Here is a 24,136-nt window from a genome sequence, read left to right as displayed (position 1 = left end):
TTGCTGAACAAAAAACCCCATGAGCAATCATGGGGTTTTTTCGTTTCTGGCGCGGGGTTACAGCGGCGTTGGCTGAATGATCTCGACCCAGTAGCCATCCGGGTCCTTGATGAACGCCAGGCTGTTCATGCGGCCATCGGACAGACGCTTTTGAAACTTCACGTTCAGCTTCTCGAAGCGTTCGCAGGCAGCGACCACGTCCGGAACCGACACGCAGATGTGGCCAAAGCCGCGCGGGTCGCTGTTGCCGTCGTGATAAACGGCAGAGGGGTCATTCTCGGTGCCGTGGTTGTGGGTCAGTTCCAGGATGCCTGGAATCGACTTCATCCACTCGTTACGAGCGGCATCATCGGCCGGAATCGCCTTTTTGTCGGTCAGTGCCAGAAAGTAGAGGCTGAACTCGGCTTCCGGGAAGTCGCGCTTCTCGACCAGGCTGAAGCCCAGCACGCGGGTGTAGAAATCCAGCGACGCAGTGATGTCTTTGACACGCAGCATGGTGTGGTTGAACACGAACTGCTGTGTAGCGGCTTCGGGTTCGGCGGTCACGCCTGGAATGGAATTGAGGTCTTGCAGGCTCATGAGTGTCTCCAACATGGGTATTAATGGTGCCAGATGATACGTAGCGGGGCGGCCTGTGCCAAACGCCTGCCGGGATAAAAGACCCTGGCCCCTTGCGAGTCGCTGGCGACAGGCTCAGACTTTCCGGTCAATCATTCCGATGGCCATGACCACCATGATTTTCCCGCAATGCCGATTTTCGCTCTTGAGCCTGTGCCTGCTGGCATGCAGTGCACCTGTGCAAGCCGCCGACGTGATGATCATCTGGCCCGCAGGCTGGGAGGTGGAGTCTTTGCCGGCAGCGGCGGACGCTCCCTCTCAACCTTCCGTGCAGGTCAGACAGCGTGCCGTCAAAAACGATCAGTCGGGTAATCCGCTGATGGTGATGGAGCTGACCCAGACCCGTCTGGCCCCCGGGCATGAAGTCAATGTGCAGGGCGTTTTGCTGGAAATGCGCAAAGCGGTCCAGGTGAATTTCGCCAAAAGCGGTTTTCAGAGCGTCTGTACTCACGTACGCGACGGCAAGCTCAGCGTCGTCCCTGCGCTGGAAACTACCTGCACGGTCACCCAGAACGGCGTACACGTGCTCACACAGACGCTGGTAGCGGCGGCCAACAAGGAAAAGGCATGGTCGTTGTCGTATGCCGGGTCGGCAGAGGGCTATGCAGCCAACAAGGATGAGGCATTGCAGATTCGGGAAAGCCTGCGTCTGGACGGGGAGCCTTGAGGGGAGGACTTTTCTGCAGGCAAAAAGAAGCCCGCCGAGGCGGGCATGGGGCGCTATTCCTTTAGCGGTCTTCATCATGGAACAGGGCATGTGAAAAATCTGTGAACCTCTTTCACGTTCGTCGCCTGACGCACACGCACCGCTTTTCGAGTGCCGCAAACGTTTGGCGTTAATTAACTACTGTGCCGCTACAAAGCTGACTGTTGGCTGAACAATGACTCAAAACTTTCAAGTTATAACTGTGAGCTGAATCGTATGAGCGCCAGCTGAAATATTGGCGTCATTATTTTGTTTGCGGGGATGCCGGACGTTCATATATGTACGGGTCAGTTCAGTCAGTGTTGTTTGGGGGGATACGCTTCGGTGGGGTGACAAGTCTGCTGCACGCCAGCGCGATACTGATACAGACGACTGACAATAAGCCGTTGCCGTCGTTGCCGCTAATAAAAAGCCCTGCGAGTGCAGGGCTTTCGGGTGCATAGTTGTGATCAGGCGCGAAGCCATGAATCAACAGTATCGACACCGTATTGCTCTTTCCAGGCTTTAAGGCCCCGGTGATTGCCGCCCTTGGTTTCGATCAGTTCACCGGTATGCGGGTTCTGATAAACCTTGACGACGCGTGCGCGGCGGCGCTTGGGGCCGGCGGGTGCAACCAGTGAGGTAGAGCTGCCCGGGTCCAGGATGGCAATGATGTCGCGCAGGCTTTTACCGTAGCTACCCATCAGTTCCTGGAGCTTTTGCTCGAATTCAATCTCCTTCTTCAGGCCGGCGTCATTCTTCAGGGCTTCCAGCTGTGCCAGCTGCTCCTGAAGGGCTTTTTCTGCTGCTCGAAACTCGGCAAGTCTGGACAAATAACACACTCCGACAATGTCATGGCTGTTGCCAGCCCAATAAAGCGATAAGACAAAACTGTTTGGCTGATCCGCTCGTACGGTCACTGCCCCATACCCGCGTTATCCGCAAAAAATAAGCCGTCCTGGCTTGCCGTTACGCAGATAGAGGGTAGTTACAACTGTGTAGCGGGCAAATAATGCACCTTTTTTTTGAGTTAGAAAATAGTCTTGTTGAAAATGACAAGAACCAACTGTGCGCGGCAGTTGTTTGTCGTGGGCGGGCCATGTGTTATCCGGGGAGGCGATGTGTAAGTTATTTCTGATAATAGGCGTCGTCTGAAACTGGCGGACGAATCGCTTGTGTGGCACGACAAGCGAAATGTCTGACGGACAAATACGAGTTATCCATACATGCGTGGGAATTGTCTGGAAGCACCGCTGCAAAAGGGCTGGAGCGACGAACGGCATGGCCATTTGCCGGACGCCGCTCAGCCCTTTGGCCTACAGCCCCTGCTGCAGGGCGGGGTCGTCTGGGTTCAGTTGTTCCAGCTCGGCCAGCAGGATCTGCACGTTCTGCAACTGGCCATTTTCCTTCCAGTACTGGATCAGCAGCACACGTGCCCGACGGTTCGCCGGATCGTTCTGGACGATCTGCACCAGTTGTTTCTGGGCCGCTTCAAGCTGATCCAGGTCATGCAGCGCGACAGCCAGGTCGTAGCGGTAGTCGTTGTTCTGCGGGGCAAGCTCTGACGCCTTCGCCAGGCTTAGCAATGCGAACTCACCCTGGCCATGGTCCACCAGCCACATGCCCAGCGCGTGCTGCAGCAGCGCCGAGTCGGGATGATGCTCCAATAACCCGGCGAACAAGCTGCGCGCCTTCTCGGCCTGGCCTTTCTTGTCCAGCAGTTCGATGTGCGCCAGCGCGGCCTCGATGTTTTGCGGATCCATCGCGGTGGCGCGCTGCAAGGCTTTGAGTGCCGGGTCGAGATCGCCCGTCTGCAGGTAAAGCCTGGCGAGCTGCAACTGGTTATCGACGGTTGCGGGTTCGCTCTCAAGGGCCTCCTGGAACGCCTCGGCGCTCTGCTGCAGCACGGCGAAATACAGACCCAGGTCGTCAGGTGACAGGCCCAGCAGCGCGCTGGTTGCGCTGAATCTGACGGATTGCTCGCTGTCGTCCAGCATCGGGCCCAGCAACAGACTGCGCTGGCTGCTGGACACCAGTTTTACGCTGGTGGCGATGGCCGCCTGACGCACCTCGACCGATTCGTCCTTGAGGCTGGCGTCAATCAGTTTCAGGGCTTGCGGACTAGGGTAATTACTCAGTTCGGCGAGGAGGCTGACCCGGTGCGCATTGGAAAGGTCTGTACGCGCCAGTTGCTGATACAGCACCCGCGCCGCGCCAGGCTTACCCTCATGCGCCTGCTTCAGTGCCTGTGTATAGGTGTGGGCCAGATTGGCAGGCGTGCTTTGCGTGGGCACATTGCGCCATCCCCAGAACAGCGCGGCGACCAGCAATACGGCGAGTACAGCGATCACGCCGCTGATCAAGCGACGGCGTTTGACGGATTGGGGAGATGAGCCGGGCATACCGATATCCATTGCTTGGCGGCTTGCAGCTTCGTGGAGTCGCTGGTCAGTGTCAAACGGCGAGGGTACTCGAACGGGCAAAAAAATGCCCCGCCTCTGAAAGAGGCGGGGCATGGCAGACCCGGATGTGGCGGTCAGGCCTGAGGCTGCCAGCCACCACCCAATGCCTTGTAGATGGCGACGATCCCGCGATACAGCTCGATCTCGGCCTGAGCCTGGGAGTCTTCGGCAGCCAGACGTTCGCGCTCGGCGTCCAGCAGAACGAGGAAATCAGCCGTTCCTTCACGATACTGAACGTTGGCCAGACGGGCTGCGGCACGGCTGGATTCGCTCTGGCGGATCAGAGACAGCAGTCGCTGCTGGCGCTTGTCGTAATCGCTGAACGCATTTTCCGACTCCTCCAGTGCAAGCAGAACCTGTTGCTCGTAGTTGGCCAGCGCCCCTTCGGCATCGGCATTGGCGCTGCGGATCTGCGCCCGAACACTGCCCAGATCAAAGGCTGCCCAGGTGATGCTCGGACCGAGCGTCCAGGCTTTGGCCGCTGACGAGCCGATCTGCGAGCCGCGTCCTGCGGTAAAACCGAGGAATCCGCTCAGGCTGACCCGAGGGAACAGGTCAGCGGTTGCCACGCCGATGCGTGCGGTCGAAGCCGCCAGCTGGCGTTCCGCAGCCAGCACATCCGGACGATTGCGCAGCACCTGGGTCGGATCGCCAATCGGCAGCGCCTTGGCGATGGCTGGCAATTTGGTCGGGCTCAGGTCCACGCTCAGGTTTTCCGGCCGCTCACCCAGCAAGGTGGCGATGCGGTTGCGCTGACGATTCTGTTCGGCCTGCAGTTGCGGCACTGTCGCCTCAACGGCAGCGAGTCGTGCATCGGCGCGCACCACATCCAGTTCATTGCCGACACCGGCGTCGCGCAACTGCGTGGTGACGCCCTGAGAATCCTGCTGGTTTTTCAGGTTGTCCCGAGCAATGGCTTCGCGTAACTGTGCGCCACGCAACTGCCCGTAGGCGTCGACCACCTCGGCGATCAGCGTGACTTGCAGTTGATAGAGGTTGGCCTGTGCGGCCGCTTCATCGGCGTCGCTGGCTTCCAGCTGGCGCTGAATACGTCCGAACAGGTCCAGCTCCCAGGCCATGTCCAGACCCAGGTCATAACGCTCGGTGTTGACGCGTCGGTCAGTCACGCCAGGCTGCTGACCCTTGCCCAGATCGCTGCTGGCCCGGCTGGTCACCACCGGCATGGCGTCGTTGGCCACGTCGTCGCGAATGGCGCGTGCCGCTTTCAGGCGGGCAAACGCGACGCGAAGATCCCGGTTGCCATTGAGTGACTGAGTGACCAGTTTGTCGAGGGTTGGATCGTCGAACTGCTTCCACCACAAGGCATCGGCCTTGGTCCGGTCGTAGTTGCCCTGGGCGGCAGCGGCGAGTTTCGCCGGTGCGGTCTCAGGCGCCTTGTAGTCCGGGCCGACGGCACAGGCCGCCAGCGCCAGAACCAGCAGGCTCGGAACGAAGAGTTTAAGCGCGCTCATCAATGCATCTCCGCAGGCAGTGTTTGCAGTTTCTGCGCCCGTGCGGCCTTGCGGGCCTCCTGACGCTCGACGAAGTTACGGATCAGCACATAGAACACGGGGGTCAGCAGCAGGCCGAAGAAGGTGACGCCGAGCATCCCGGAGAACACCGCTACACCCATGGCATGACGCATTTCGGCACCGGCGCCACTGGACAGCACCAGCGGTACGACACCCATGATGAAGGCGAAAGAGGTCATCAGGATCGGGCGCAGACGCAGGCGGCAGGCTTCCAGCACCGCATCCAGCGGGCTCATGCCTTCTTCCTGTTTGTCCTTGGCGAACTCTACGATCAGGATCGCGTTCTTGCAGGCAAGTCCCACCAGTACGATCAGGCCGATCTGGGTGAAGATGTTGTTGTCGCTACCGGCAATCATTACCCCGGCGATCGCCGACAGCAGCGTCATTGGCACGATCAGGATCACCGCCAGCGGCAGGCTCCAGCTTTCGTATTGGGCGGCCAGTACCAGGAACGCCAGCAGTACGCAGAGCGGGAAGACGAACAGCGCAGTGTTGCCCGACAGAATCTGCTGATAGGTCAGGTCGGTCCATTCGTAGACCATGCCATTGGGCAGTTCTTCCTTCAGCAGCTTCTCGACGGCCGCCTGGGCCTGGCCGGAGCTGTAGCCCGGTCCGGCAGCGCCGTTGATCTCGGCCGTGATGAAGCCGTTGTAGTGCATCACGCGGTCGGGACCTGCGGTGTCGGTGACCTTGACGAAGGTCGCCAGCGGGATCATTTCGCCCAGGTTGTTGCGCACCTTGAGCTGACCGATCTGGTCGGCATCCTGACGGAACTGTTGTTCAGCCTGAACGTTGACCTGATAGGTACGACCGAAGCGGTTGAAGTCGTTGGCATACAGCGAGCCCAGGTAGACCTGCAGGGTGTCGAAGATATCGCTGATCGCCACGCCGTGGGTCTTGGCCTTTTCGCGGTCGATGGACGCATCGACCTGCGGCACGTTCACGGTGTAGCTGGTGAACAGACCGGCCAGCTCAGGCACGCTGCGGCTCTTGGCGATGATGTTCTGGGTTTCCTTGTACAGCTCGTCGTAACCCAGATTGCCCCGGTCTTCGATCTGCAGGCGGAAGCCGCCGATGGTACCCAGACCCTGCACCGGAGGTGGCGGGAAGATCGCCATGTAGGCTTCCTGAATTGAAGCGAACTGGCCGTTCAACGCGCCGGCGATGGCATTGGCCGACTGGCTCGGGTCTGTGCGTTCATCAAAAGGCTTGAGTGCGACGAACACCACGCCGTTGTTCGGGCTGTTGGTGAAGCCGTTGATCGACAGGCCCGGGAAAGCAATCGCGTTTTCCACGCCTGGCTGTTTCAGGGCCAGGTCAGACATGCGCTTGATGACTTCTTCGGTCCGGTCCAGGCTGGCCGCATCCGGCAACTGGGCGAAGGCGACCAGGTACTGCTTGTCCTGGCTGGGCACGAAACCGGTAGGTGTGCTGGAGAATCCCATCCAGGTCAGCACCATCAGGCCTGCGTACACCAGCAGGGCGATGCCGCTGCTGCGAATCACACGTGCAACCGTGCCGACGTAGCCATGGCTGGCTCTCTCGAAGAAGCGGTTGAACGGACGGAACAGCCAGCCACCCAGCATCCTGTCGAGGAAGCGCGAGAAGCGGTCCTTCGGCGCATCGTGAGCCTTGAGCAGCACCGCGGCCAGCGCAGGCGACAGGGTCAGCGAGTTGAACGCCGAGATCACGGTCGAGATGGCGATGGTCAGCGCGAACTGTTTATAGAACTGCCCGGTAAGCCCGGAAATGAACGCGGCAGGTACGAACACCGCACAGAGCACCAGTGCCGTGGCGATGATCGGCCCGGTCACTTCGGCCATGGCTTTATGTGTCGCTGCGACCGGTTCGAGCCCCAGCTCGATGTTACGCTCGACGTTCTCCACCACCACAATGGCGTCGTCCACCACGATACCGATCGCCAGTACCAGCCCGAACAATGACAGCGCGTTGAGCGAGAAGCCGAACAGGTGCATTACTGCGAATGTACCGATCAGCGAGACCGGCACCGCGACCAGCGGAATGATCGACGCGCGCCAGGTTTGCAGGAACAGGATCACCACCAGCACCACCAGAATCAGTGCTTCGAACAGGGTGTGGATCACCGCCTCGATGGAGCCGCGCACGAAGATGGTCGGGTCATAGACGATGCTGTAGTCCATCCCCTCGGGGAAGCCTTTTTTCAGCTCGGCCATCTTGGCCCGCACATCGTTGGAGATGTCGATTGCGTTGGAGCCCGGACGCTGGAAGATCGGCAATGCCACGGCGGGCTGGTTATTCAGCAAGGAGCGCAGGGCGTACTGGTTGGAACCCAGTTCGACACGAGCCACATCTTTAAGGCGCGTGATTTCGCCATCGGCACCGGCGCGGATCACTACGTTTTCGAACTCTTCCTCGGTGACCAGACGGCCCTGCGTGTTGATCGACATCTGGAAGCTGGTGGCATTGGGTGAGGGCGGCGCGCCCAGCTGGCCGGCAGCAACCTGACGGTTCTGTTCGCGGATCGCGTTGACCACGTCGGTTGCGGTCAGGTTGCGTGAAGCGGTCTTGTTCGGATCGAGCCAGACCCGCAGCGAGTAATCGCCCATGCCGAACAGTTGCACGTCGCCCACGCCGCCCAGTCGCGCCAGCTCATCCTTGATGTTCAGGACGGCGTAGTTGGACAGGTACAGCATGTCGTAGCGTTTATCCGGCGAGGTCAAGTGCACGACCATGGTCAGGTCGGGCGAGGCCTTGTCCACTGTGATACCGATCCGCGTCACCTCTTCAGGCAGCTTGGGCTCGGTACGCGTCACGCGGTTCTGCACCTGCACCTGGGCGTTGTCCAGGTCGGTGCCCAGCGCGAAGGTGATAGTCAGGGTCAGCTTGCCGTCGGCAGTGGCCTGCGACGACATGTACAGCATGTTCTCGACGCCGGTGATGGCCTGCTCCAGTGGCGAGGCCACGGTTTCTCCGATCACCTTGGGGTTGGCGCCCGGGAAGTTGGCCCGTACCACGACGGTAGGTGGCACGACTTCCGGGTATTCACTGATCGGCAACTGGAACAGCGAGATGGCACCGGCGATCAGGATCAGCAGTGACAACACGGCGGCGAAGATCGGCCGCGAGATAAAGAATTTTGAGAAGTTCATCGAACGAGTCCCTTAGCCGCGAGGCGCAGTGGCGCTGGCGAGTTTGGCGGTCGCATTGGGCGCCGACTGTTGCGGGTTGCTGGCTTCAAGGGCCTGACGTTGCTTGAGGAGCAGGGCGAGGGTGTCGGCACTGGCCATCGGCGTAACTTCAGGGTCCACAGGCTGGCCGGGACGTACACGCTGCAAGCCTTTGACGACGATGGTGTCGTCCTTGCCCAGACCGTTGCGCACGATGCGCAGGCCTTCGATTTTCGGACCCAGCTCGACCGGGCGATAGGCCGGCTTGTTGTCCTTGTCCATCACCAGCACGAACTTCTTGCCCAGGTCGGTGCCGACGGCTTCATCGTTGATCAGCACGGCGGAGTAGGTGCCGCTGCCGACCAGCTTGAGACGTGCGTAAAGACCGGGGGTGAAGCTGCCATCGGTGTTGTCGAACACGGCGCGGCCGCGGATGGTGCCGGTACGCGGGTTGACCTGGTTGTCGACGAAGTTCATCTGACCCAGGTGCGGGTTGCCGTTCTCGTTGGACAGGCCCAGGTAAACCGGGGTGGTCTGACCGCGCTGACCCTTGCGGGCCAGTTCGGTGTACTTGAGGAATACACGCTCGTCGGCGTCGAAGTAGGCGTAGACCTTGTCAGTGGAGACCACGCTGGTCAGCGCTGTCACATCGGCCGTCACAATGTTGCCGGCAGTGATCTCGGCACGGCTGACGCGGCCGGTAATAGGCGCGGTCACACGGGTGAAGCTGAGGTTCAGGCGGGCCAGATCCAGTTGCGCCTGAATCGCGGCGACGCCGGCCTTGGCTTCCTGCGCGGAGGTGGTGCGCGAGTCTGCCAGTTCGGCGGAAATGGCATTGTTGGTGCGCAGACGCTCGCCGCGCTGGGCTTCGTTGTCGCTGCGTACGGCCACGGCCCGCGCTTGCTGCAGCTGGGCTTCGAGGCGGCGTACTTCAGACTGGAACGGACGCGGGTCGATCTGGAACAGCAGGTCGCCTTTCTTGACCAGCGAGCCATCGGTGAAGGCCACCTGATCGATCTGGCCGGAGACGCGCGGACGAACTTCGACGGTTTCCGGTGCTTCGAGGCGGCCGGTGAACTCGTCCCACTCGTTGACGGGTTGTTCCAGGACCTTGGCGACGCTGACCTTGGCGGCTGCGGGGGCCTGAGTGGCCTCAGGTGCGCGACCACAGGCGCTGATCACGACCAGTGCGAGGGCAGTGAGGGGATAGCGCAGATGAGCGAGTGTCTGGGGCATGGGAAGTTCCGCCGAAAGTAAAGGATGGGCGGATTCTGTTGCGCGCAGGGTGTTATTAACGAATCGAATAAATCGAAGGTTACTATCATCCGTAATGATGAACGTCATCTTCGCCGCCAGCCCTACACACGCTGCTGCGCAACCTCACTGAGCATTCTGCAGCCGGTAACGAAACGTGTTGCGCACGCCGATGACCTTGACCGGGTGGCCGTCGGCAACTTGCGGGCTGTAGCGGAAACCGGCGGCGGCCTTGAGAGAGGCTGCGCCGAAGTGGGACGCATCGCACTGCCCCTTGACCAGTCGTGCTGCCGTCGTTGTGCCATCGGGCATCAGGTCGTACTCCACCGTGCAGTCACCTTCCAGCTCGTTTTCAAGTGCTGACGCCGGGTAGTCGGGAGCAGTCTTGGTCAGCGGCAGGTACTGTTTGCCAGCGGTTGCGGCGACATCGGTCGCGGGTCCGGGTACCGACGGCGCAGGTTTCGCCTCGGTTGCGGCCGGGGCTGTGTTTGAGCTGGCAGGTGCTGGCGTTGAGGCTTTGGCGGGCGCAGCGGGGGCTGGGTGCGGCGCTGGTTTGGACGGTTGTCGTGGCGGTTTCTGTCGCGCCTGAATATCAGCCTGTTCTGCCAGTCGGCTGGCTTCGAGCTGAGCCTGTTGTCTGGCGGCCTGTTCTGCCACCGCCTGTTTCTGTTGTTCGGCCGCCTGCTGACGTTGCGCCTCTGCAGCGCGAGCGCTTGCTGCCGCAGCGGCCGCAATGGCGGGGTCCGCAGCCAGTCCGGTGTGGATCACCACCGTCTGCCTGTCCGGCTCGGCTGTCGAGGGGGCAGATGCCGTGCTGCCGAGCCACGCTGCCAGAAAATGCACGGCCACCACCAAAGGGATGAGCAGCAATGCCGCGCGTGCCGACGCAGGCACAGGATCGCTTGCCGGTGACGTGCGTAGCGGGGCGACCAGCCTGAGGTCGGGCCTGATTGTCAGGTAGCTGACAGGCGCGGCTTTCCATGCGCCATCGTTACCTTGAGGGTTGACGCGACAGCGCGCGCCAGATTCGGCTAATTGATTGCTGGCCGCAGTGAACGAGATGCCCATGTCGGGAAGCGAGGATGCGGTGTGCATCGCGTGTTTCAGAGCGGTCTTCATGGCGCGGTATCCGGCGTTTGTGAGATCAACCCGACATTGGGCACGCCGGCCTGCTGCAAGGCGCCCATCAATTCCATGATCCGGCCATAGCTGACAGCCCGGTCGCCGCGAATCAGCACGGCTGTATTGGCCTGGTCGCCGAGCGCATCGTGCACTTGCTGACCCACGGTGGGCAGCGCCAGCTGGACACGCGGGTCCTCGCCGCGATTGAGGTAATACAGACCCTCGGCGTCGATGCTGATAACCAGCGGCGGGTAATCCGGTGCGTCAATCGCCTGCGCGCCGAGGCGCGGCAGATCAACGTGCACCCCCTGAGTCATCAGCGGCGTGGCGACCATGAAAATCACCAGCAGCACCAGCACCACGTCAATGAACGGCACGACGTTCATTTCGCTGGAAATCCTGCCCCGTGATACCGCGTGGAACGAGCCTTTCTGATTCATGCGCTTTCCCTCGAGGCCATGTGCAGATGACTGCGGGCATGCAGGCTGGTCAGCAGCAGGGTGTGCAGCTCTTCGGCCAGGTCTGCCAGCCGGGTCTGCAAATCGGCGACCTTTTTCGACAGGAAGTTGTAGGCGATCACTGCAGGAATGGCGGTGAACAGACCGATTGCGGTGGCCACAAGCGCTTCGGCAATCCACGGCGCCACGGTGGCGAGCGTCGCCTGCGCCGTGGCCCCGAGTGCCTGAAACGAACCCATGATTCCCCACACCGTACCGAACAGGCCGATATAGGGACTGACCGAGCTGATAGTCGCCAGGATCACCAGGCGACGATTCAGGCGCATGCCTTCGCGCGACAACGCCAGACGCAGCGCGCTGCCCACGGCGTCCATGGTCACGGTCGGATCGGTGTTGGCGTGGGTCAGTTGGCAGAAGTGGCGGAAGCCATCGCGAAACACCTTGCCTGCGCCGCCGGGCTGGTCGGGCAGTTCCTTGTACAACTGGTTGAGGTCGGTGCCTGAATGAAAGCGTCGCTCGAAATCGGCCAGTTCACCGCTGTCGCGCCGCAGATCGTAGCTGCGAAGAAAGATCAGTAACCAACTGACCGCAGAGGCCAGCAACAGGATAAACATGACGGTCTGGGCAACCGGACTGGCGCCTTCGATCAAGCTGACAATGGACATGGACGATTGCATCGACGGGTATCTCCGTGGTGTTCAGGTGTGGAAAGCGAGGCAGCAGGGCGCGTCAGAGTTTGACTTTCATGCCGACCCAGAAGGACTGCCCGAAGCTGTTGCGCTCAAGCAGGTTGTTGTCCGCGTCGCGGATCAGGCGCTTCTGGTCGGTGAGGTTTCGCCCTTCTGTGTAAAGGGTCAGGTTGGCGTTGAGCGCGTAACTGACCTGGGCATCCAGTTGCCCATAGCGCTCTTCGAACTTGTCCTGGCGCGGGTTCTGAACGCTGAGGCTGGTGCGCCGGTCGCCGACCACGGCATAGCTGATCTGCGACTTGAGATCGCCGATGCCGTACATCAGCGTGGCGTTGTATTGCTGCTTGGGCGCGCCGACCAACTGGCTCGCCCGACGCGTCGAGCCGTCGGCCATCGGCACATTCATCGACCCGTCGAGCCAGGTGCTGTTGAGCTTGAAACCCAGTCCGTCGAAAGGCGCGGGCAGAAAGGCCAGGCGGTCCTTGATCAGGTTGATCGACACGCCACGGACCTGCGCCGTCGAGGTGTTGAGGGGTTGCGAGATCGTGGTCTGAATACCCGTGCTGTCTGTGCTGCTGGAGCTGCCGACGAAGATTTCGTTTTTCAGGTCCTTCTGGAACAGCGCCATGGACAGCAGCGCGCCCTGGCCGAAGTAGTAATCGGCGGCCAGATCGTAGTTGTTGGACGTGATGGGTTTGAGGCTCGGGTTGCCACGGTTGATGCTGATAGCGCCGTCCACCTGACTGACGCTGTTCAGCGGCACCACGTATTCCGGATTTGGCCGACCCAGTGACTGGCTGTAACCCGCACGCAGGCGCACCGAGGGCGTCAGGTCGTAGAAGGCGCTGAACGAGGGCAGTACGTTGTCGTAGCTGCCGGAGTTGCTGCTGGGGTTGAGCGTGCCGCTGTTGTTCTGAAAGGCCGAGGAATCAAAACGGGTGTGTTCATAGCGCGCGCCACCGAGCACTTCGAAACGCTCGCCGCGATACCTGAGCAGGCCGAAGCCTGCGGCAATGTCTTCCTGATAACTGAGGTCGTTCTGGGTGCTGAGCAGTGTGCTGCTGGCCTGATCGAGCCGGAACAGTCCGGGGTTGTCGGCGAAGAAACGGTTGGTTGCCTTGTAGTAGTCGCCCGCGTTGCTGAACGAGCTGGCAGGGAGGCTGGCTGCGCTGGTGGGCAGGAAGGTCTGTTGATCGATGTCCTGAGTGACCTCCATGCGTCGCCAGCTTGTGCCCACCTTGGCACCCAGTCCCCGGTCCTGCGGGTCGGTATTGAAACCGTAGGCTCCTTGCCATTCCTTGATGGTCTGCTGGCGCTCCAGCTTTTCCGGCTGAATGTTGAACAACTGATAGTTCGATGGCGTGTTGGCCGCCGAAGGGTTGGCGGGCGTGATGGTGGACATGTCGCGATTGTCGGCGTCCTGGCTCGTCAGGTCGTACTGGTAGCCGAAATTGGAGCCGTAAGCCGAGCGGAATTCAAACTGACCATCATCCTTGCGCTCATAGGTGCTGCGGGCCGCATAGAGTTTGCTGGTCAGGCGCTGCTGTTCGGCAGGCTTGAAGTCGACGTCCCAGATGGCCAGATCCGTTGCCGTGGTTTCCGGGAAGTAGTCAACGCGATAGCGATTGCGGCCCTGGGCATAGCTGCCGCTGACATCGGTGATGTTGCGCGGCGAGCGACCTTCGAGAATGTTCAGGTAGCGGTATTCGTCCGAGTCGTAGCTGTAGTGCGCGCCGAGCAGCGATGAGTAAAGATTTTCGCTGGGCTTGTATTCCAGGCGGCCCAGCAGACTCCAGCGATCCAGCCGGTTGGTGTACTGCGCCTGATCACGGCGGTCCACTGACGGTGTGCCGGCCGCGCTGTAGTTGATGGTACGGATGTCCTTTTCCTGATCGCGACTGCGGTCGGAGAAACTGCCCGCCAGCATGTAGCCGAATTGTTTGTCCTCGCCGAAGCGGTCGTTGACTCTGCCGTCGATGATCGCGGAAGGGCTGGAAGGCCCGCCCGGTACGCTCATGTTGCTGTAGTGGCCGACCTTGGCATCGGCAACGGCCTGAAAGCCGCTGTAATCGAACGCGCTGATCGGCTGTAAATCCACGATCCCGGCAATCGCCGGTTGCAGGTCGGGCGTCAGGCTCTTGTAGACCGCCACCCGTTTGAGGGCGACGCCGGGGATGGCTTCCAGGTCGGTCTGTCGGCCCAGCGCGAACCAGCCATCAGGAATCATCGCGCCATCGAAGGTGGTCGTCGTGAAACGCGAGGGCAGGCCGCGTATGGAGACGAAACGACCTTCGTCTTCATCGAATTCGGTGGTCACGTCCGGGAGGCGGCGCAGGGAGTCGGCCACGTTCAGGTCGGGCTGCTGGCCCAGTTCGTCGGACGAGATGAAGTCGGCGACCTGAGACGTGTTGCGTTTGGCGCGAATTTCCTCGCGGTTCTGTTTGACGTACCCCGTGACCGTGACGCTTTCCGCCGCCGGCGCATCGCTTTTGCCGGATGAATCCTGGGCAACTGCAGGGGTGATGAGGGTAAGCAGCACAGCGCCGGAAACAAACGGGTAACAGGCACGGGTTCTGGTCATCATGGTGAAATCTCGTGGAGGCCGAAGAGGTCTGGCTTTTTATTTACGCTTAAAGTGTTAAATAAAAATGACTGGCTGTAATCGGTTGGAGATTTCATCAGGATTTGATGCGCGCCGTGTTCATAGGCAGGGCTGTAGAAGGCTTTTTGCTCAAGGTCTGCCTGGGCAGGCAGCTGCGTACGTTCGAAATCCAAATATTGTCATCATATTTAAACATTAAGTGTGAAAATATGCGTCGTACTCACACGCACTCTGACAAAGGAGACGTTTCTTGCCCAATCGCACGCTCAATGAAGGGATTCACGTATCGGATAACGAGCGGTTCATTCTGGATGTCATCCGGCGTGAAGGCAGTATCAGCCAGTCCCGTGTCGGTCAATTGAGCCACCTGACCCAGCAGTCGACGCACCGGATCATCAGCGCGCTGCTGGAGCGCGACCTATTGCAGGCCGGGCCGCCTGCCTCCGGTGCAGGGCGCGGCAAGCCTTCGCCCAGCCTGCAATTGGCAGCCAGAACCGTTTTCAGCGTCGGCATCGCGATCAACACCGATTGCGCCATCCTGTCGTTGACCGCGCTGGATTGCGAACTGGTGGAGGAGGTGCGCTTCCGGTTTCCGCCGCTGAGTCGCCAGACCACGCTGGAGCGGTTGAGCACGGCGCTGGACAGGATTTGTGTCCGCAATGGCGTGGACAAGGCGAGCCTGATAGGCGTCGGGTTCTCGATCAACGGCTACTTCGTCGCCAACCGTCGGCAGATCAACGCGCCGGAGCCGTTACGCGACTGGTCATTGATCGATCTGCAGCCACTGCTGGAAGAAACCTTCGGCCTGCCGGTCTGGATCGAAAACAGCGTCAGCGCGGCTGCCGTAGGCGAGAGCCTGTGCGGTGCCGGGCGCTGGGCGCGTTCCTTTGTGTACCTGGGGTTCAACTACGGTTTCGGTGGCGGGCTGGTGATCGAGGGCAAACCGTTTTTCGGTGCCAACGGCAACGCTGGCGAACTCAGTTCGATATTGACGCGCGAAGAGCAGGAGGTGCGTCCGGCCCTGCGTTACCTGCTGGAAATGCTTCAGGAGCAGGGCGTTGACGTCGATTCCATCGAAGACATTTCGTTGCGGTTCGACCCTCGGTGGCCAGGCGTTGACGCCTGGATTGATCGGGTGATGCCTTGCCTGAACCGCATCATCAACTCGCTCAGCGGCATTCTCGATCCTCAGGCCATCGTGTTTGGCGGGCAATTGCCGGTCGCGCTTGGCGAAGCGCTGATGGCGCGAGTCGAATACTGGGGCGGCGACCGTTACGGGATCACGGCCACACGACCCAGTCTGGTGATGGGGCAACAGAGTTGTGACGCCGCCGCCCGCGGCGCGGCGCTGATTCCGCTGCGGGCCTGCTTTTTTCTGTAAGCGGTTTTTCGTCTGTCGGTCCATGAGGTTCAATAATGCGAACGCTGCACTGCCTGCTCATATTTCTGCTGACTGCCACAGCGACGGCCGCCCGGTCGGCCGAAAGACTGTATGCCTGCGGAGACGATCAGGTTCGCGAGTACCGTGTGCAAGCGACGAGTGCCAACGAGATCTGGCGCTGGAGTGCGGCTCAGGCTAAGGACTTGCCGGACGCCTACCGGCAGAAGCTGCTGTCGCATATCGACGAATGCAAGCCGGTCGAAGGTGGCCGCGCCATTCTGGTGACGTCTTCGACGGGCGGTGTGGTCTTGCTCGATCGGGCCTCGGGTCGGGTTCTGTTTAAAGCTTTGGCGCCGATGGCGCATTCGGCCGAGTACCTGCCCAACGGTTTGATCGCCGTCGCGTTGTCGATTGAGCCCAAGGGCGACCGGCTGCAGCTCTACGATCGGTACCGCAATGAAACGCCACTGTTCGAGACGCCGCTGCCCTCGGGGCACGGCGTGGTCTGGGATGAGCAGCGTCAGCGTCTGTTCGCGTTGTCCCATGACCTGTTGCAGGCCTTCACGCTGAGCGGCGACCGTGCATCACCCGTGTTGCAGGAATCTGAGCGCTGGACGTTGCCGGGAAGGCGCGATGGCCATGACCTGTCGGCGCTTGGCGATGGTCGTTATGCGGTCACAACCGATGATGGAGTCTGGCTGTTCAGCCCGGACAGCGGTGTGTTTTCGACGTTCGAGCCTTTACGCTCGGCTTCAAGGGTCAAGGCGTTGAGCGTTATGGATGAGCGCATGGCCTGGGTCGAAGTGGAGCAAAGCTGGTGGGCCTTTGGTTTTCATCTGGCCGAGCGCGACGGTAGCGGCGGGGTGCGTGTGCCGGTCTCGGATCTGCATCTGTACAAGGTGCGCTGGGTGCATTGACCTGCCCTGGCTTTGCGGACTGCCTGCTCATTTTCCTGCGCCCATCTCGACCGCGCTTCGCAACCGGCTGGCATCCCTCGCAGGCGGCAGACCGAACAGGCGCACGTAGTCCCGACTGAACTGCGAGGGGCTTTCGTAGCCGACCTGATAGCCCGCACCGGCCGCATCCACAGCTTCGGCCACCATCAAGCGACGTGCTTCCTGTAATCGCAACTGACTGCGAAACTCCAGCGGACTCATTGACGTCACGGCCTTGAAATGCGCGTGGAATGTGGAGCGGCTCATGCCCGCCAGTTCGGCGATGTCATCAATCCGGCAACCCTGTCGGTAGTGCTCGCGCATCCAGGCAATCGCCTTGGCAATCTGCCGCAGTCGGCTGTCTGCCCGGGCCAGTTGCCGGACGATGCCGTTGCCGCTCTCGCTCAGCAGCCGATACAGCATCTCTCGGATGATGAGCGGTGCCAGTGCATCGATATCCTGGGGTGTGTCCAGCAGACCGGCAAGCCTGGCTGCGGCGTCGAGCAGCTCCGGCGTGGTGGCGTTGAGTTCGATGCCTGCAGTCGGCAGATCGCTCCTTTCGCTGGTGTCCGGGTGCCGAAGCGCCAGCTCGCTCAGGATGGCCATGTCCAGATCCAGCACGAGACACAGGTACGGCAATGCTTCGCTTGCCTCGATGACCGAGCCCATGACCGGCATGTCCACCGACGCCACCAGATAGGTCGATGCATCGTACACATAGGACAAGGCGCCAGCCGCGACCTGCTTACGGCCCTGAACGATCAGGCAGAGGGTCGGTTCGTAGACCACCGGCATCGGCACGGTAGGCGCGCCCGAGTGAACCAGGCTGACACCTGCGACAGGCGTGGTGTGCATGCCGTCGGTCCTTGCATGGCGGCTGATGACGTCGATCAGTTTTTCAAGAGAACCCATGGCGGCTCCGGTCGCTCGATGATGAAACAGCCTTCAATCCCGTTCGGATAATCGTGCAAGAACGCAGGATTATCCGGCTACAGCGCAGCGCCTCCCTGACGGCAGACTGAACCTGACTGTTCAGAACTTCACATCTACAAGGAGGCCATCATGCCTGCTATCACTGCACTCGACCACTACCGCCTGCTCGGACGATCAGGTATGCGCGTCTCGCCCATGGCTCTTGGGACCATGACCTTCGGTGCCAACTGGGGCTGGGGCGCCGAGGCCGATCAGGCACGGCAGATATTCGATGCGTATGTCGACAAGGGCGGCAATTTCATCGACACCGCCGTCAACTACACCAACGGCGAGTCGGAGCGCATCCTGGGGCAGTTTCTCAAGGGCAAGCGCGAGCGCCTCGTCGTCTCGACCAAGTACACCATGGCGCGTGATCCGGGTAATCCGAACTCGGGCGGCAACCATCGGCTGAACCTGATGCGCTCGGTCGAGACCAGCCTCAGGCAGCTCGACACTGACCGCATCGAATTGCTCTACCTGCATGCCTGGGACTTCACCACCTCCGCCGACGAAGTGATGCGCGCGCTCGACGATCTGGTGCGCGCCGGCAAGGTGCTTTACCTCGGTATCTGTAACACCCCGGCGTGGAAGGTCGCTGAGTTGCAAACCCTGGCCCTACTGCGGGGATGGTCGCCGCTGGTTGCGCTGCAGATCGAGTACAGCCTGATCGAACGCAGTGTCGAGCACGAGCTGATTCCGATGGCCGAAGCGATGGGGCTTGGCGTGCTGCCGTGGTCACCGCTGGGTGGCGGCATTCTGAGCGGCAAGTACAGCCGCGACGATCTGCAACAGGTCAGCGAAGCGGGTGTTTCGACCACGCGCAAGGGCGTGATCAGTTCATCGGGGCACATGACCGAGCGATCGCTGGAGATCGCCAGTGTCGTTGGCGATATCGCGAAAGACATCGGCGTCACGGCTTCACAGGTCGCACTGGCCTGGACGCTCATGAACCCGGCCGTGGTTGCGCCGGTACTGGGTGCCAGGACGCTGGCGCAGGCGCTGGACAATCTGGCCGCACTTGATCTGCAACTGGATGAGGAGCAGGTCGCCCGGCTGGATCAGGTCAGTGCGCCCGCGCCGATCTTCCCCGAGCGCTTCGTGTCGCGGCCCATGGTTCAGCAACTGATCTTCGGCGGTGCCCGGCTGCAAAACCGGATGTGACAGCTTCGAAAATGCCCGCTCATCCTGGGCGGGCCTTCTGCTCTTCAATGCCGTGACGGCCAAAGGAGTCTTTAGATGCACATTTCCATTCTGAAAAAAATCCACGCGTTGGCGCTGGCAGTGGCGGCCCTGATTGGCACCGGGCTGATTTCCGGCAATGCTCATGCCGCTTGCGCCCCGGATACCGAGGCATACAACAAGCAGCTCGTGACTCAGGCCTTTGATCGCTGGGCGGCTGGAGGAACGACCTTCTTCACTGACATGCTGTGGCCGGATGTGGTCTGGACCATAAAGGGTTCGGGTCCCAGCGCGGGCGTTTATCGAGGCGTCGATTCATTCGTTCAGCAGGCGGTGCAACCGTTCGTGTCGCGGTTGTCCAGTCCGGTCAGGCCGGTAAGCAAACGCGTCTGGGCAGAGGGTGATCACGTCATCGTTCAGTGGGACGGCGTTGGCGTGGCGCGCGACGGACAGGCTTACAACAACAGCTACGCGTGGATCTTTCACATGCGTGACGGCAAGGCGTTTGAAGCCACTGCGTTTCTCGACCTTGCACCTTACGACGAGGTGTTGCGACGGATTCCGGTGCCTGCCGCGAGCGGCGGATAGAAGATTTTCATTCGTGCGATAGACATTTATTGATGTCGATCAGCATCAAAGTCGTTGACGGCTACGATTACGTTCATCATCATAGCGCCATCTTCAGCCAATCGACCCGCGAAGGAATTCCCATGACGACTCCTAAACCTGTAGCACTGGTGACCGGCGCTTCTTCCGGTATCGGCGAAGCCACTGCCAATGCGCTCGTTGCGGCAGGCTATACCGTGTACGGAACCAGCCGGAAAGGGAATCAGAGCGGACAGCGTAACTTTTCGATGCTGGCCCTTGATGTGACGGACGATGCGTCCGTCGAGGCGGCGATCAAGGAACTGCTGGTGCTGGAAGGGCGCATCGATCTGCTGGTCAACAACGCCGGATTCGGGCTTGCGCCTGCAGCAGCAGAAGAGAGCTCAATCCAGCAGGCCAAGGCGATCTTCGACACCAACTTTCTGGGCATTGTGCGCACCACTCGTGCGGTCATGCCGCACATGCGTCGGCAGGGCAGCGGCCGAATCATCAACATCGGTTCCATTCTGGGCATCGTGCCGGTGCCGTTCGTTGCGCTGTATGCAGCCAGCAAGCACGCAGTGGAAGGGTACTCGGAATCTCTGGATCACGAATTGCGCACCTTTGGCATCCGGGTCACGATCATCGAGCCTGGCTACACCAAGACCTCGTTCGAAACCAACAACCTCGAAGCCGACGCCAAGCTTGAGCTCTATCAGGACGTGCGGGCCAGGGTGTCCAAAGCGGTCAACCACGCCATGGCCAATGCCGACAGCCCGGAGGTAGTCGCCCAAGTGGTGCTCAAGGCTGCGCGTGCCGAGCGTCCCAAGTTGCGTTATACCGCCGGTAAAACCGCTGGCCAGTTTCAATTCATGCGCCGCTTTGCGCCAGCGGGTTTTCTGGATGCGGCCATCCGCAAGAACCTGAAACTGGACGCAAAATCACCTTCGCAGGCACGCCCGTCTCACCAGCCAGGTTGATCCGGCTGGCATCGCCCGAGCAATCCATGTTCGCCAGACGCGCGTTTACTCACTACAGTGGTTCCCGATGGCAACTTCAGGAGGAGCCCGATGACGCTTCCAAAAGCGCTGGCGTTTGATGTCTTCGGTACAGTGGTTGACTGGCATTCGGGTATTGCCCGCGAAACCGCAGCGTTTCTGGCGAACAACCTGCCTTCGGTCAGCCCGGCCGAGTTCGCGTTGCAGTGGCGCAAGCTGTACGCCCCGGCAATGCGCGAGTGCATCAATGAGGCAAGAGGCTTCGTGGTGCTGGACACCTTGCACCACGAGACGCTGCAACAGCTGTTGACGACCCACCGCCTGGACGTTGGTCGGATTCAGCCCGATGAGTTATGGCGGCTCGCCCATGCCTGGCGCCGACTGGATCCCTGGCCCGATGTGCCTGAAGGGCTGGTGCGATTGCGCGAGCATCTGCCTGTCGTGACCCTGTCCAACGCCAACGTCGAGCTGATGATCGCGATGAACCGCTACAACGGCTTGCAGTGGGACGCACTGCTGGGCGCGGAATTTGCCCAGACCTACAAACCGGAGCCTGCCGCCTACCTGACGACAGTCGATGCACTGGGCCTGAAACCCCAGCAGTTATGTCTGGTGGCGTGCCATCACAGCGATCTGGCGGCAGCCAGGGATTGCGGCCTGATGACGGCTTTTGTCCATAGGCCCATGGAGTACGGTGGAGCGCCTGCGCCCGACGCGGATTATGCCCAGGACTGGGACTACGAAGCCGACAGTCTCATCGATCTCGCCCGGCAGCTTTGCACTGCACCCTGAACCTTCCGACGATACAGCGCTCACTTGTTAAGCCGCCGCGTTGAGTGACCGCGCTGTCCCATTGCCGATAAGGAATTCGCATGCACCAAGCCTCGCCATCGCTTTCGTCGACGACTTCGCTGGCCGGACCTGTAGAGCGTGAGCTCAGCCTGCGCGCTGTGGTTACCGGGATCGTGCTCGGTATCCTCCTGACGCCTTCCAATGTGTACGCGGGACTCAAGATCGGCTGGTCGTTCAACATGTCGATCATTGCCTTGCTGATCGGCTATGGCATCTGGCAGGGGCTGGCCCGGCGTTCGAGTACGCAATTGCCCTGGACCCTGCACGAAAGCAACATCAACCAGACGGTCGCTTCTGCCGCCGCATCGATCATTTCCGGCGGGCTGGTTGCGCCGATTCCTGCCTACACGCTGCTCACCGGCCAGCAACTGGATGCGATTCCGATGATCGCCTGGGTGTTCTCGGTGAGTTTTCTGGGCATCTGGATCGCGTGGTACCTGCGCCCGTCGCTGCTCAACGACAAGACGCTGAAGTTTCCCGAGGGCATGGCGACGCTGGAAACCCTGCTGCACATCTACAACCACGGCCATGAAGCCGCGACACGTCTCAAAGTGCTGCTGAGCGCTGCATTGCTGTCGGTATCGGTCAAGTGGGTCGATACCTTCATGTGGGCCTTGCCACGCTGGTCGCCGAACGCACAGCTGGAGCGTCTGACCTTTACCGCCGACCCCTCGCTGCTGCTGGTGGGCTTTGGCGCGATCATCGGCATTCGCGTGGGCCTGACGTTGCTGCTCGGTGCCGTTCTGGCGTGGGGCGGGCTGGCGCCCTGGCTGCTGGAGCAGGGGCTGGTGCAGTTGCCGCCCGACAGCAGCGGACCACAGTTCGCCGCGCTGGTGGAGTGGTTGTTGTGGCCGGGCGTGAGCCTGATGGTCTGCTCGACACTCGCGTCGCTGGCGATACGGCTTTGGTCACTGCACAAAACCACCCGGGCGGAGGGCGGCAAAACCTGGACCCTGCCAAAGCCTGGACCGGCGGCCGGTTTCGCGCTGGCAATCGTGTTGGTGGTCAGCCTGCAGGCCCTGTTGTTCGGCATCAATCTGTGGATGGCGCTGCTGACCATTCCATTGGCCATCTGCCTGGCCGCAGTGGCTGCCCGAGTGGTCGGTGCCACTGGCATTCCACCCATCGGCGCCATCGGCCAGTTGTCACAGTTGAGCTTTGGCATCGTCGCGCCGGGTCAGGTGCCGATCAACCTGATGAGTGCCAATACCGCAGGCGGTTCGGCCGGGCAGTGCACCGACCTGATGAACGATTTCAAGGTCGGCCGCGCCATCGGTGCAACGCCGCGCAAACAATTGATCGCGCAAACCCTGGGGATCTTCGTTGGCAGCATCGTTGGCGTGTTCGCCTATCTGGCCCTGATCCCCGACCCGCAGAACATGCTCCTCACCGAAGAATGGCCTGCGCCCGCCGTCGCTACCTGGAAAGCCGTGGCACAAACCCTGACCCACGGGCTGGACTCGCTTTCCACGAGCATCCGCTGGGCGATCTTCATCGGCGGGCTGGCCGGGCTGCTGCTGGGCATTCTCGACAGTGTGTTGCCCGCACGCCGCGCCAGATTCCTCCCCAGCACCGCCGCGCTGGGTCTGGCCTTTGTGCTGCCCGCATCGGTATCGCTGATGATGGCCCTCGGCGCAATCGTGACCTGGCTGGTGAGCTGCCGCTGGGCGAGCCTGACCGAGCGATTCGCGATTACCGCGGCTGCGGGGCTGATTGCAGGGGAGAGTATTACCGGGGTGGGGGCGTCGTTGTGGCAGATGGTGGGGAATGGTTGAAGTGCAGAGATATGCTTTTGCACGCAGGGCGCGGGATATTTTGGCGGTTTCATCTAATGCGTTGGATGTGCAGGTTTTGCTGCTGGGCCCCGGCAGATCGCAGGTAAGCTGCCTCTTATCAAATAACCTGTAACTTACTGAAGAGAAAAGATTTTTTAGGAGCGCGCTTGGTCTGGGCGGCAATCCGATAGGAGCTTACAGACAGAAAATCAGCGACTGAACTGACGCAATCGCGGGCAAGCGCGCTCCTACGGTCCGTGTTTGCTGAGCGACAGCGCTACGTCGAAGACATGGCGGGGCATCACACAGTTCGCTGCTTTGTATGGTTCCGCTGCACATCAAAGCAGCGAAGCCCTCTCGAGCAGCTCTGACAGGCCTTCAGGTACGAGGGGAGATTCAGCCGAGAAGCTGGACGCTGTACGCCACGCTGCCCTGAAACACGATCCGTCGCTCTCATACCCGTCCAGCAGGAGCTTTTCGTAAACAGTTACGTCATCAAACGTCGCGTCATACACTTGGACTATCTCGTGTCCGGGCTTGCCAGCGTAAGTGAAAATGCTTTCCAGCGTGCCGATCAGTCGCAGGTTGCTTATTGACAGGCCTAGCTCTTCCCGGACTTCCCGGATGATGGCGTCGCTACTCCTTTCGCCAAACTCGATACCTCCGCCGACGGGGCGAAAGAAGGTTTGCTGTTTGGCCTCGTCGTAGAACTCATTCACCAGAATCTTCCCTTGGTGATGGAAGATGCAGATGGCGAGGGGACGAATGCGTTGTAACGACATGGTGGGAACATCCTTGTGAGTAAACAGCGCTGTGAGCTCAGCCTTTTTTTTGCGAATGCGTCATTGTGTGGCTTTTCGATGACATTGAGGCGCTGGTCAAAGCAAG

The 24,136-nt window shown here is 60.8% G+C and carries 21 protein-coding genes; 8 read left to right on the top strand and 13 right to left on the bottom strand.

The annotated features are described in order from the left end of the window. Positions 1 to 57: 57 nt before the first annotated feature. Entirely contained in the window at positions 58 to 579 is a 522-nt protein-coding gene (gene gloA, locus CFBP1590_RS14860) for a lactoylglutathione lyase (RefSeq protein ID WP_004879659.1), read from the bottom strand. A gap of 154 nt (positions 580 to 733) precedes the next feature. On the opposite strand from gloA, the gene CFBP1590_RS14855 reads away from it, so the two are divergent. Further along, the gene (locus tag CFBP1590_RS14855) at positions 734 to 1,285 is read left to right on the top strand and encodes a DUF4946 domain-containing protein (RefSeq protein WP_058432776.1); all 552 of its coding nucleotides are present in this window, start codon (positions 734 to 736) and stop codon (positions 1,283 to 1,285) included. Positions 1,286 to 1,773: 488 nt separating this feature from the next. Here CFBP1590_RS14855 and CFBP1590_RS14850 read toward each other — a convergent pair whose 3' ends face one another. The 10 genes from CFBP1590_RS14850 to CFBP1590_RS27605 form a co-directional block, all read right to left on the bottom strand. Next, complete coding sequence (locus tag CFBP1590_RS14850; protein ID WP_029244583.1) at positions 1,774 to 2,136, bottom strand: histone-like nucleoid-structuring protein, MvaT/MvaU family; 363 nt, start codon at positions 2,134 to 2,136, stop codon at positions 1,774 to 1,776. Positions 2,137 to 2,619: 483 nt separating this feature from the next. After that, positions 2,620 to 3,705 carry a tetratricopeptide repeat protein gene (locus CFBP1590_RS14845; RefSeq protein WP_058432692.1) on the bottom strand — a complete coding sequence of 362 codons (1,086 nt, stop codon included), beginning with the start codon at positions 3,703 to 3,705 and terminating at the stop codon, positions 2,620 to 2,622. 134 nt (positions 3,706 to 3,839) lie between these two features. Further along, a complete protein-coding gene (locus CFBP1590_RS14840; RefSeq protein ID WP_029244585.1) occupies positions 3,840 to 5,237 on the bottom strand; it encodes an efflux transporter outer membrane subunit in 1,398 nt (465 codons plus the stop codon). Next, positions 5,237 to 8,428 (bottom strand): efflux RND transporter permease subunit, encoded by a 3,192-nt coding sequence (locus CFBP1590_RS14835; RefSeq protein ID WP_029244586.1) that lies wholly within the window; start codon positions 8,426 to 8,428, stop codon positions 5,237 to 5,239. The genes CFBP1590_RS14840 and CFBP1590_RS14835 overlap by 1 nt, the downstream gene beginning before the upstream one ends. Before the next feature lie 12 nt (positions 8,429 to 8,440). Beyond that, entirely contained in the window at positions 8,441 to 9,682 is a 1,242-nt protein-coding gene (gene mexE / locus CFBP1590_RS14830; protein ID WP_058432694.1) for a multidrug efflux RND transporter periplasmic adaptor subunit MexE, read from the bottom strand. A gap of 144 nt (positions 9,683 to 9,826) precedes the next feature. Then, a complete protein-coding gene (locus tag CFBP1590_RS28285) occupies positions 9,827 to 10,819 on the bottom strand; it encodes an energy transducer TonB (protein WP_088235388.1) in 993 nt (330 codons plus the stop codon). Beyond that, on the bottom strand, positions 10,816 to 11,262 hold the full coding sequence (gene tolR / locus CFBP1590_RS14820; RefSeq protein ID WP_088235387.1) for a protein TolR: 447 nt from the start codon (positions 11,260 to 11,262) through the stop codon (positions 10,816 to 10,818). The genes CFBP1590_RS28285 and tolR overlap by 4 nt, the downstream gene beginning before the upstream one ends. Further along, positions 11,259 to 11,945 (bottom strand): protein TolQ, encoded by a 687-nt coding sequence (gene tolQ, locus CFBP1590_RS14815; RefSeq protein WP_231500960.1) that lies wholly within the window; start codon positions 11,943 to 11,945, stop codon positions 11,259 to 11,261. The genes tolR and tolQ overlap by 4 nt, the downstream gene beginning before the upstream one ends. 64 nt (positions 11,946 to 12,009) lie before the next feature. Continuing rightward, the gene (locus CFBP1590_RS14810) at positions 12,010 to 14,553 is read right to left on the bottom strand and encodes a TonB-dependent receptor (RefSeq protein ID WP_088235386.1); all 2,544 of its coding nucleotides are present in this window, start codon (positions 14,551 to 14,553) and stop codon (positions 12,010 to 12,012) included. Further along, positions 14,550 to 14,744 (bottom strand): hypothetical protein, encoded by a 195-nt coding sequence (locus CFBP1590_RS27605; protein WP_127051600.1) that lies wholly within the window; start codon positions 14,742 to 14,744, stop codon positions 14,550 to 14,552. Before CFBP1590_RS27605 ends, CFBP1590_RS14810 begins: the two co-directional genes overlap by 4 nt. Before the next feature lie 77 nt (positions 14,745 to 14,821). Between CFBP1590_RS27605 and CFBP1590_RS14805 the strand changes: the two genes are divergently transcribed. Together CFBP1590_RS14805 and CFBP1590_RS14800 are read left to right on the top strand one after the other, a co-directional pair. After that, positions 14,822 to 15,952, top strand: coding sequence for an ROK family transcriptional regulator (locus CFBP1590_RS14805; RefSeq protein WP_029244593.1), 1,131 nt, complete (start codon positions 14,822 to 14,824; stop codon positions 15,950 to 15,952). Between the two features lie 35 nt (positions 15,953 to 15,987). Further along, positions 15,988 to 16,869 (top strand): DUF6528 family protein, encoded by an 882-nt coding sequence (locus CFBP1590_RS14800; protein WP_058432697.1) that lies wholly within the window; start codon positions 15,988 to 15,990, stop codon positions 16,867 to 16,869. 27 nt (positions 16,870 to 16,896) lie between these two features. Here CFBP1590_RS14800 and CFBP1590_RS14795 read toward each other — a convergent pair whose 3' ends face one another. Then, positions 16,897 to 17,799, bottom strand: a complete 903-nt coding sequence (locus tag CFBP1590_RS14795; RefSeq protein ID WP_088235385.1) for an AraC family transcriptional regulator — start codon at positions 17,797 to 17,799, stop codon at positions 16,897 to 16,899. Positions 17,800 to 17,949: 150 nt separating this feature from the next. Between CFBP1590_RS14795 and CFBP1590_RS14790 the strand changes: the two genes are divergently transcribed. The 5 genes from CFBP1590_RS14790 to CFBP1590_RS14770 all read left to right on the top strand — a co-directional run bounded on the left by CFBP1590_RS14790 (position 17,950) and on the right by CFBP1590_RS14770 (position 23,248). Beyond that, positions 17,950 to 19,020: an aldo/keto reductase gene (locus CFBP1590_RS14790; RefSeq protein WP_088235384.1), complete on the top strand. Its 1,071-nt coding sequence runs from the start codon at positions 17,950 to 17,952 to the stop codon at positions 19,018 to 19,020. Positions 19,021 to 19,095: 75 nt separating this feature from the next. After that, the gene (locus CFBP1590_RS14785) at positions 19,096 to 19,626 is read left to right on the top strand and encodes a nuclear transport factor 2 family protein (RefSeq protein ID WP_088235383.1); all 531 of its coding nucleotides are present in this window, start codon (positions 19,096 to 19,098) and stop codon (positions 19,624 to 19,626) included. A gap of 122 nt (positions 19,627 to 19,748) precedes the next feature. Beyond that, entirely contained in the window at positions 19,749 to 20,603 is an 855-nt protein-coding gene (locus CFBP1590_RS14780) for an oxidoreductase (RefSeq protein WP_088236419.1), read from the top strand. A 90-nt stretch (positions 20,604 to 20,693) separates the two neighbouring features. Then, positions 20,694 to 21,413 carry a haloacid dehalogenase type II gene (locus tag CFBP1590_RS14775; RefSeq protein ID WP_088235382.1) on the top strand — a complete coding sequence of 240 codons (720 nt, stop codon included), beginning with the start codon at positions 20,694 to 20,696 and terminating at the stop codon, positions 21,411 to 21,413. A gap of 80 nt (positions 21,414 to 21,493) precedes the next feature. After that, positions 21,494 to 23,248, top strand: a complete 1,755-nt coding sequence (locus CFBP1590_RS14770) for an OPT family oligopeptide transporter (RefSeq protein WP_088235381.1) — start codon at positions 21,494 to 21,496, stop codon at positions 23,246 to 23,248. Between the two features lie 338 nt (positions 23,249 to 23,586). Here CFBP1590_RS14770 and CFBP1590_RS14765 read toward each other — a convergent pair whose 3' ends face one another. Next, positions 23,587 to 24,030 carry an NUDIX hydrolase gene (locus tag CFBP1590_RS14765; RefSeq protein ID WP_088235380.1) on the bottom strand — a complete coding sequence of 148 codons (444 nt, stop codon included), beginning with the start codon at positions 24,028 to 24,030 and terminating at the stop codon, positions 23,587 to 23,589. Positions 24,031 to 24,136: the final 106 nt, after the last annotated feature.

Origin of the sequence: Pseudomonas viridiflava (assembly GCF_900184295.1) — a bacterium.
Classification (GTDB): Bacteria; Pseudomonadota; Gammaproteobacteria; order Pseudomonadales; family Pseudomonadaceae; genus Aquipseudomonas; species Aquipseudomonas viridiflava.
This window is presented reverse-complemented; position numbering and strand designations above follow the sequence as displayed.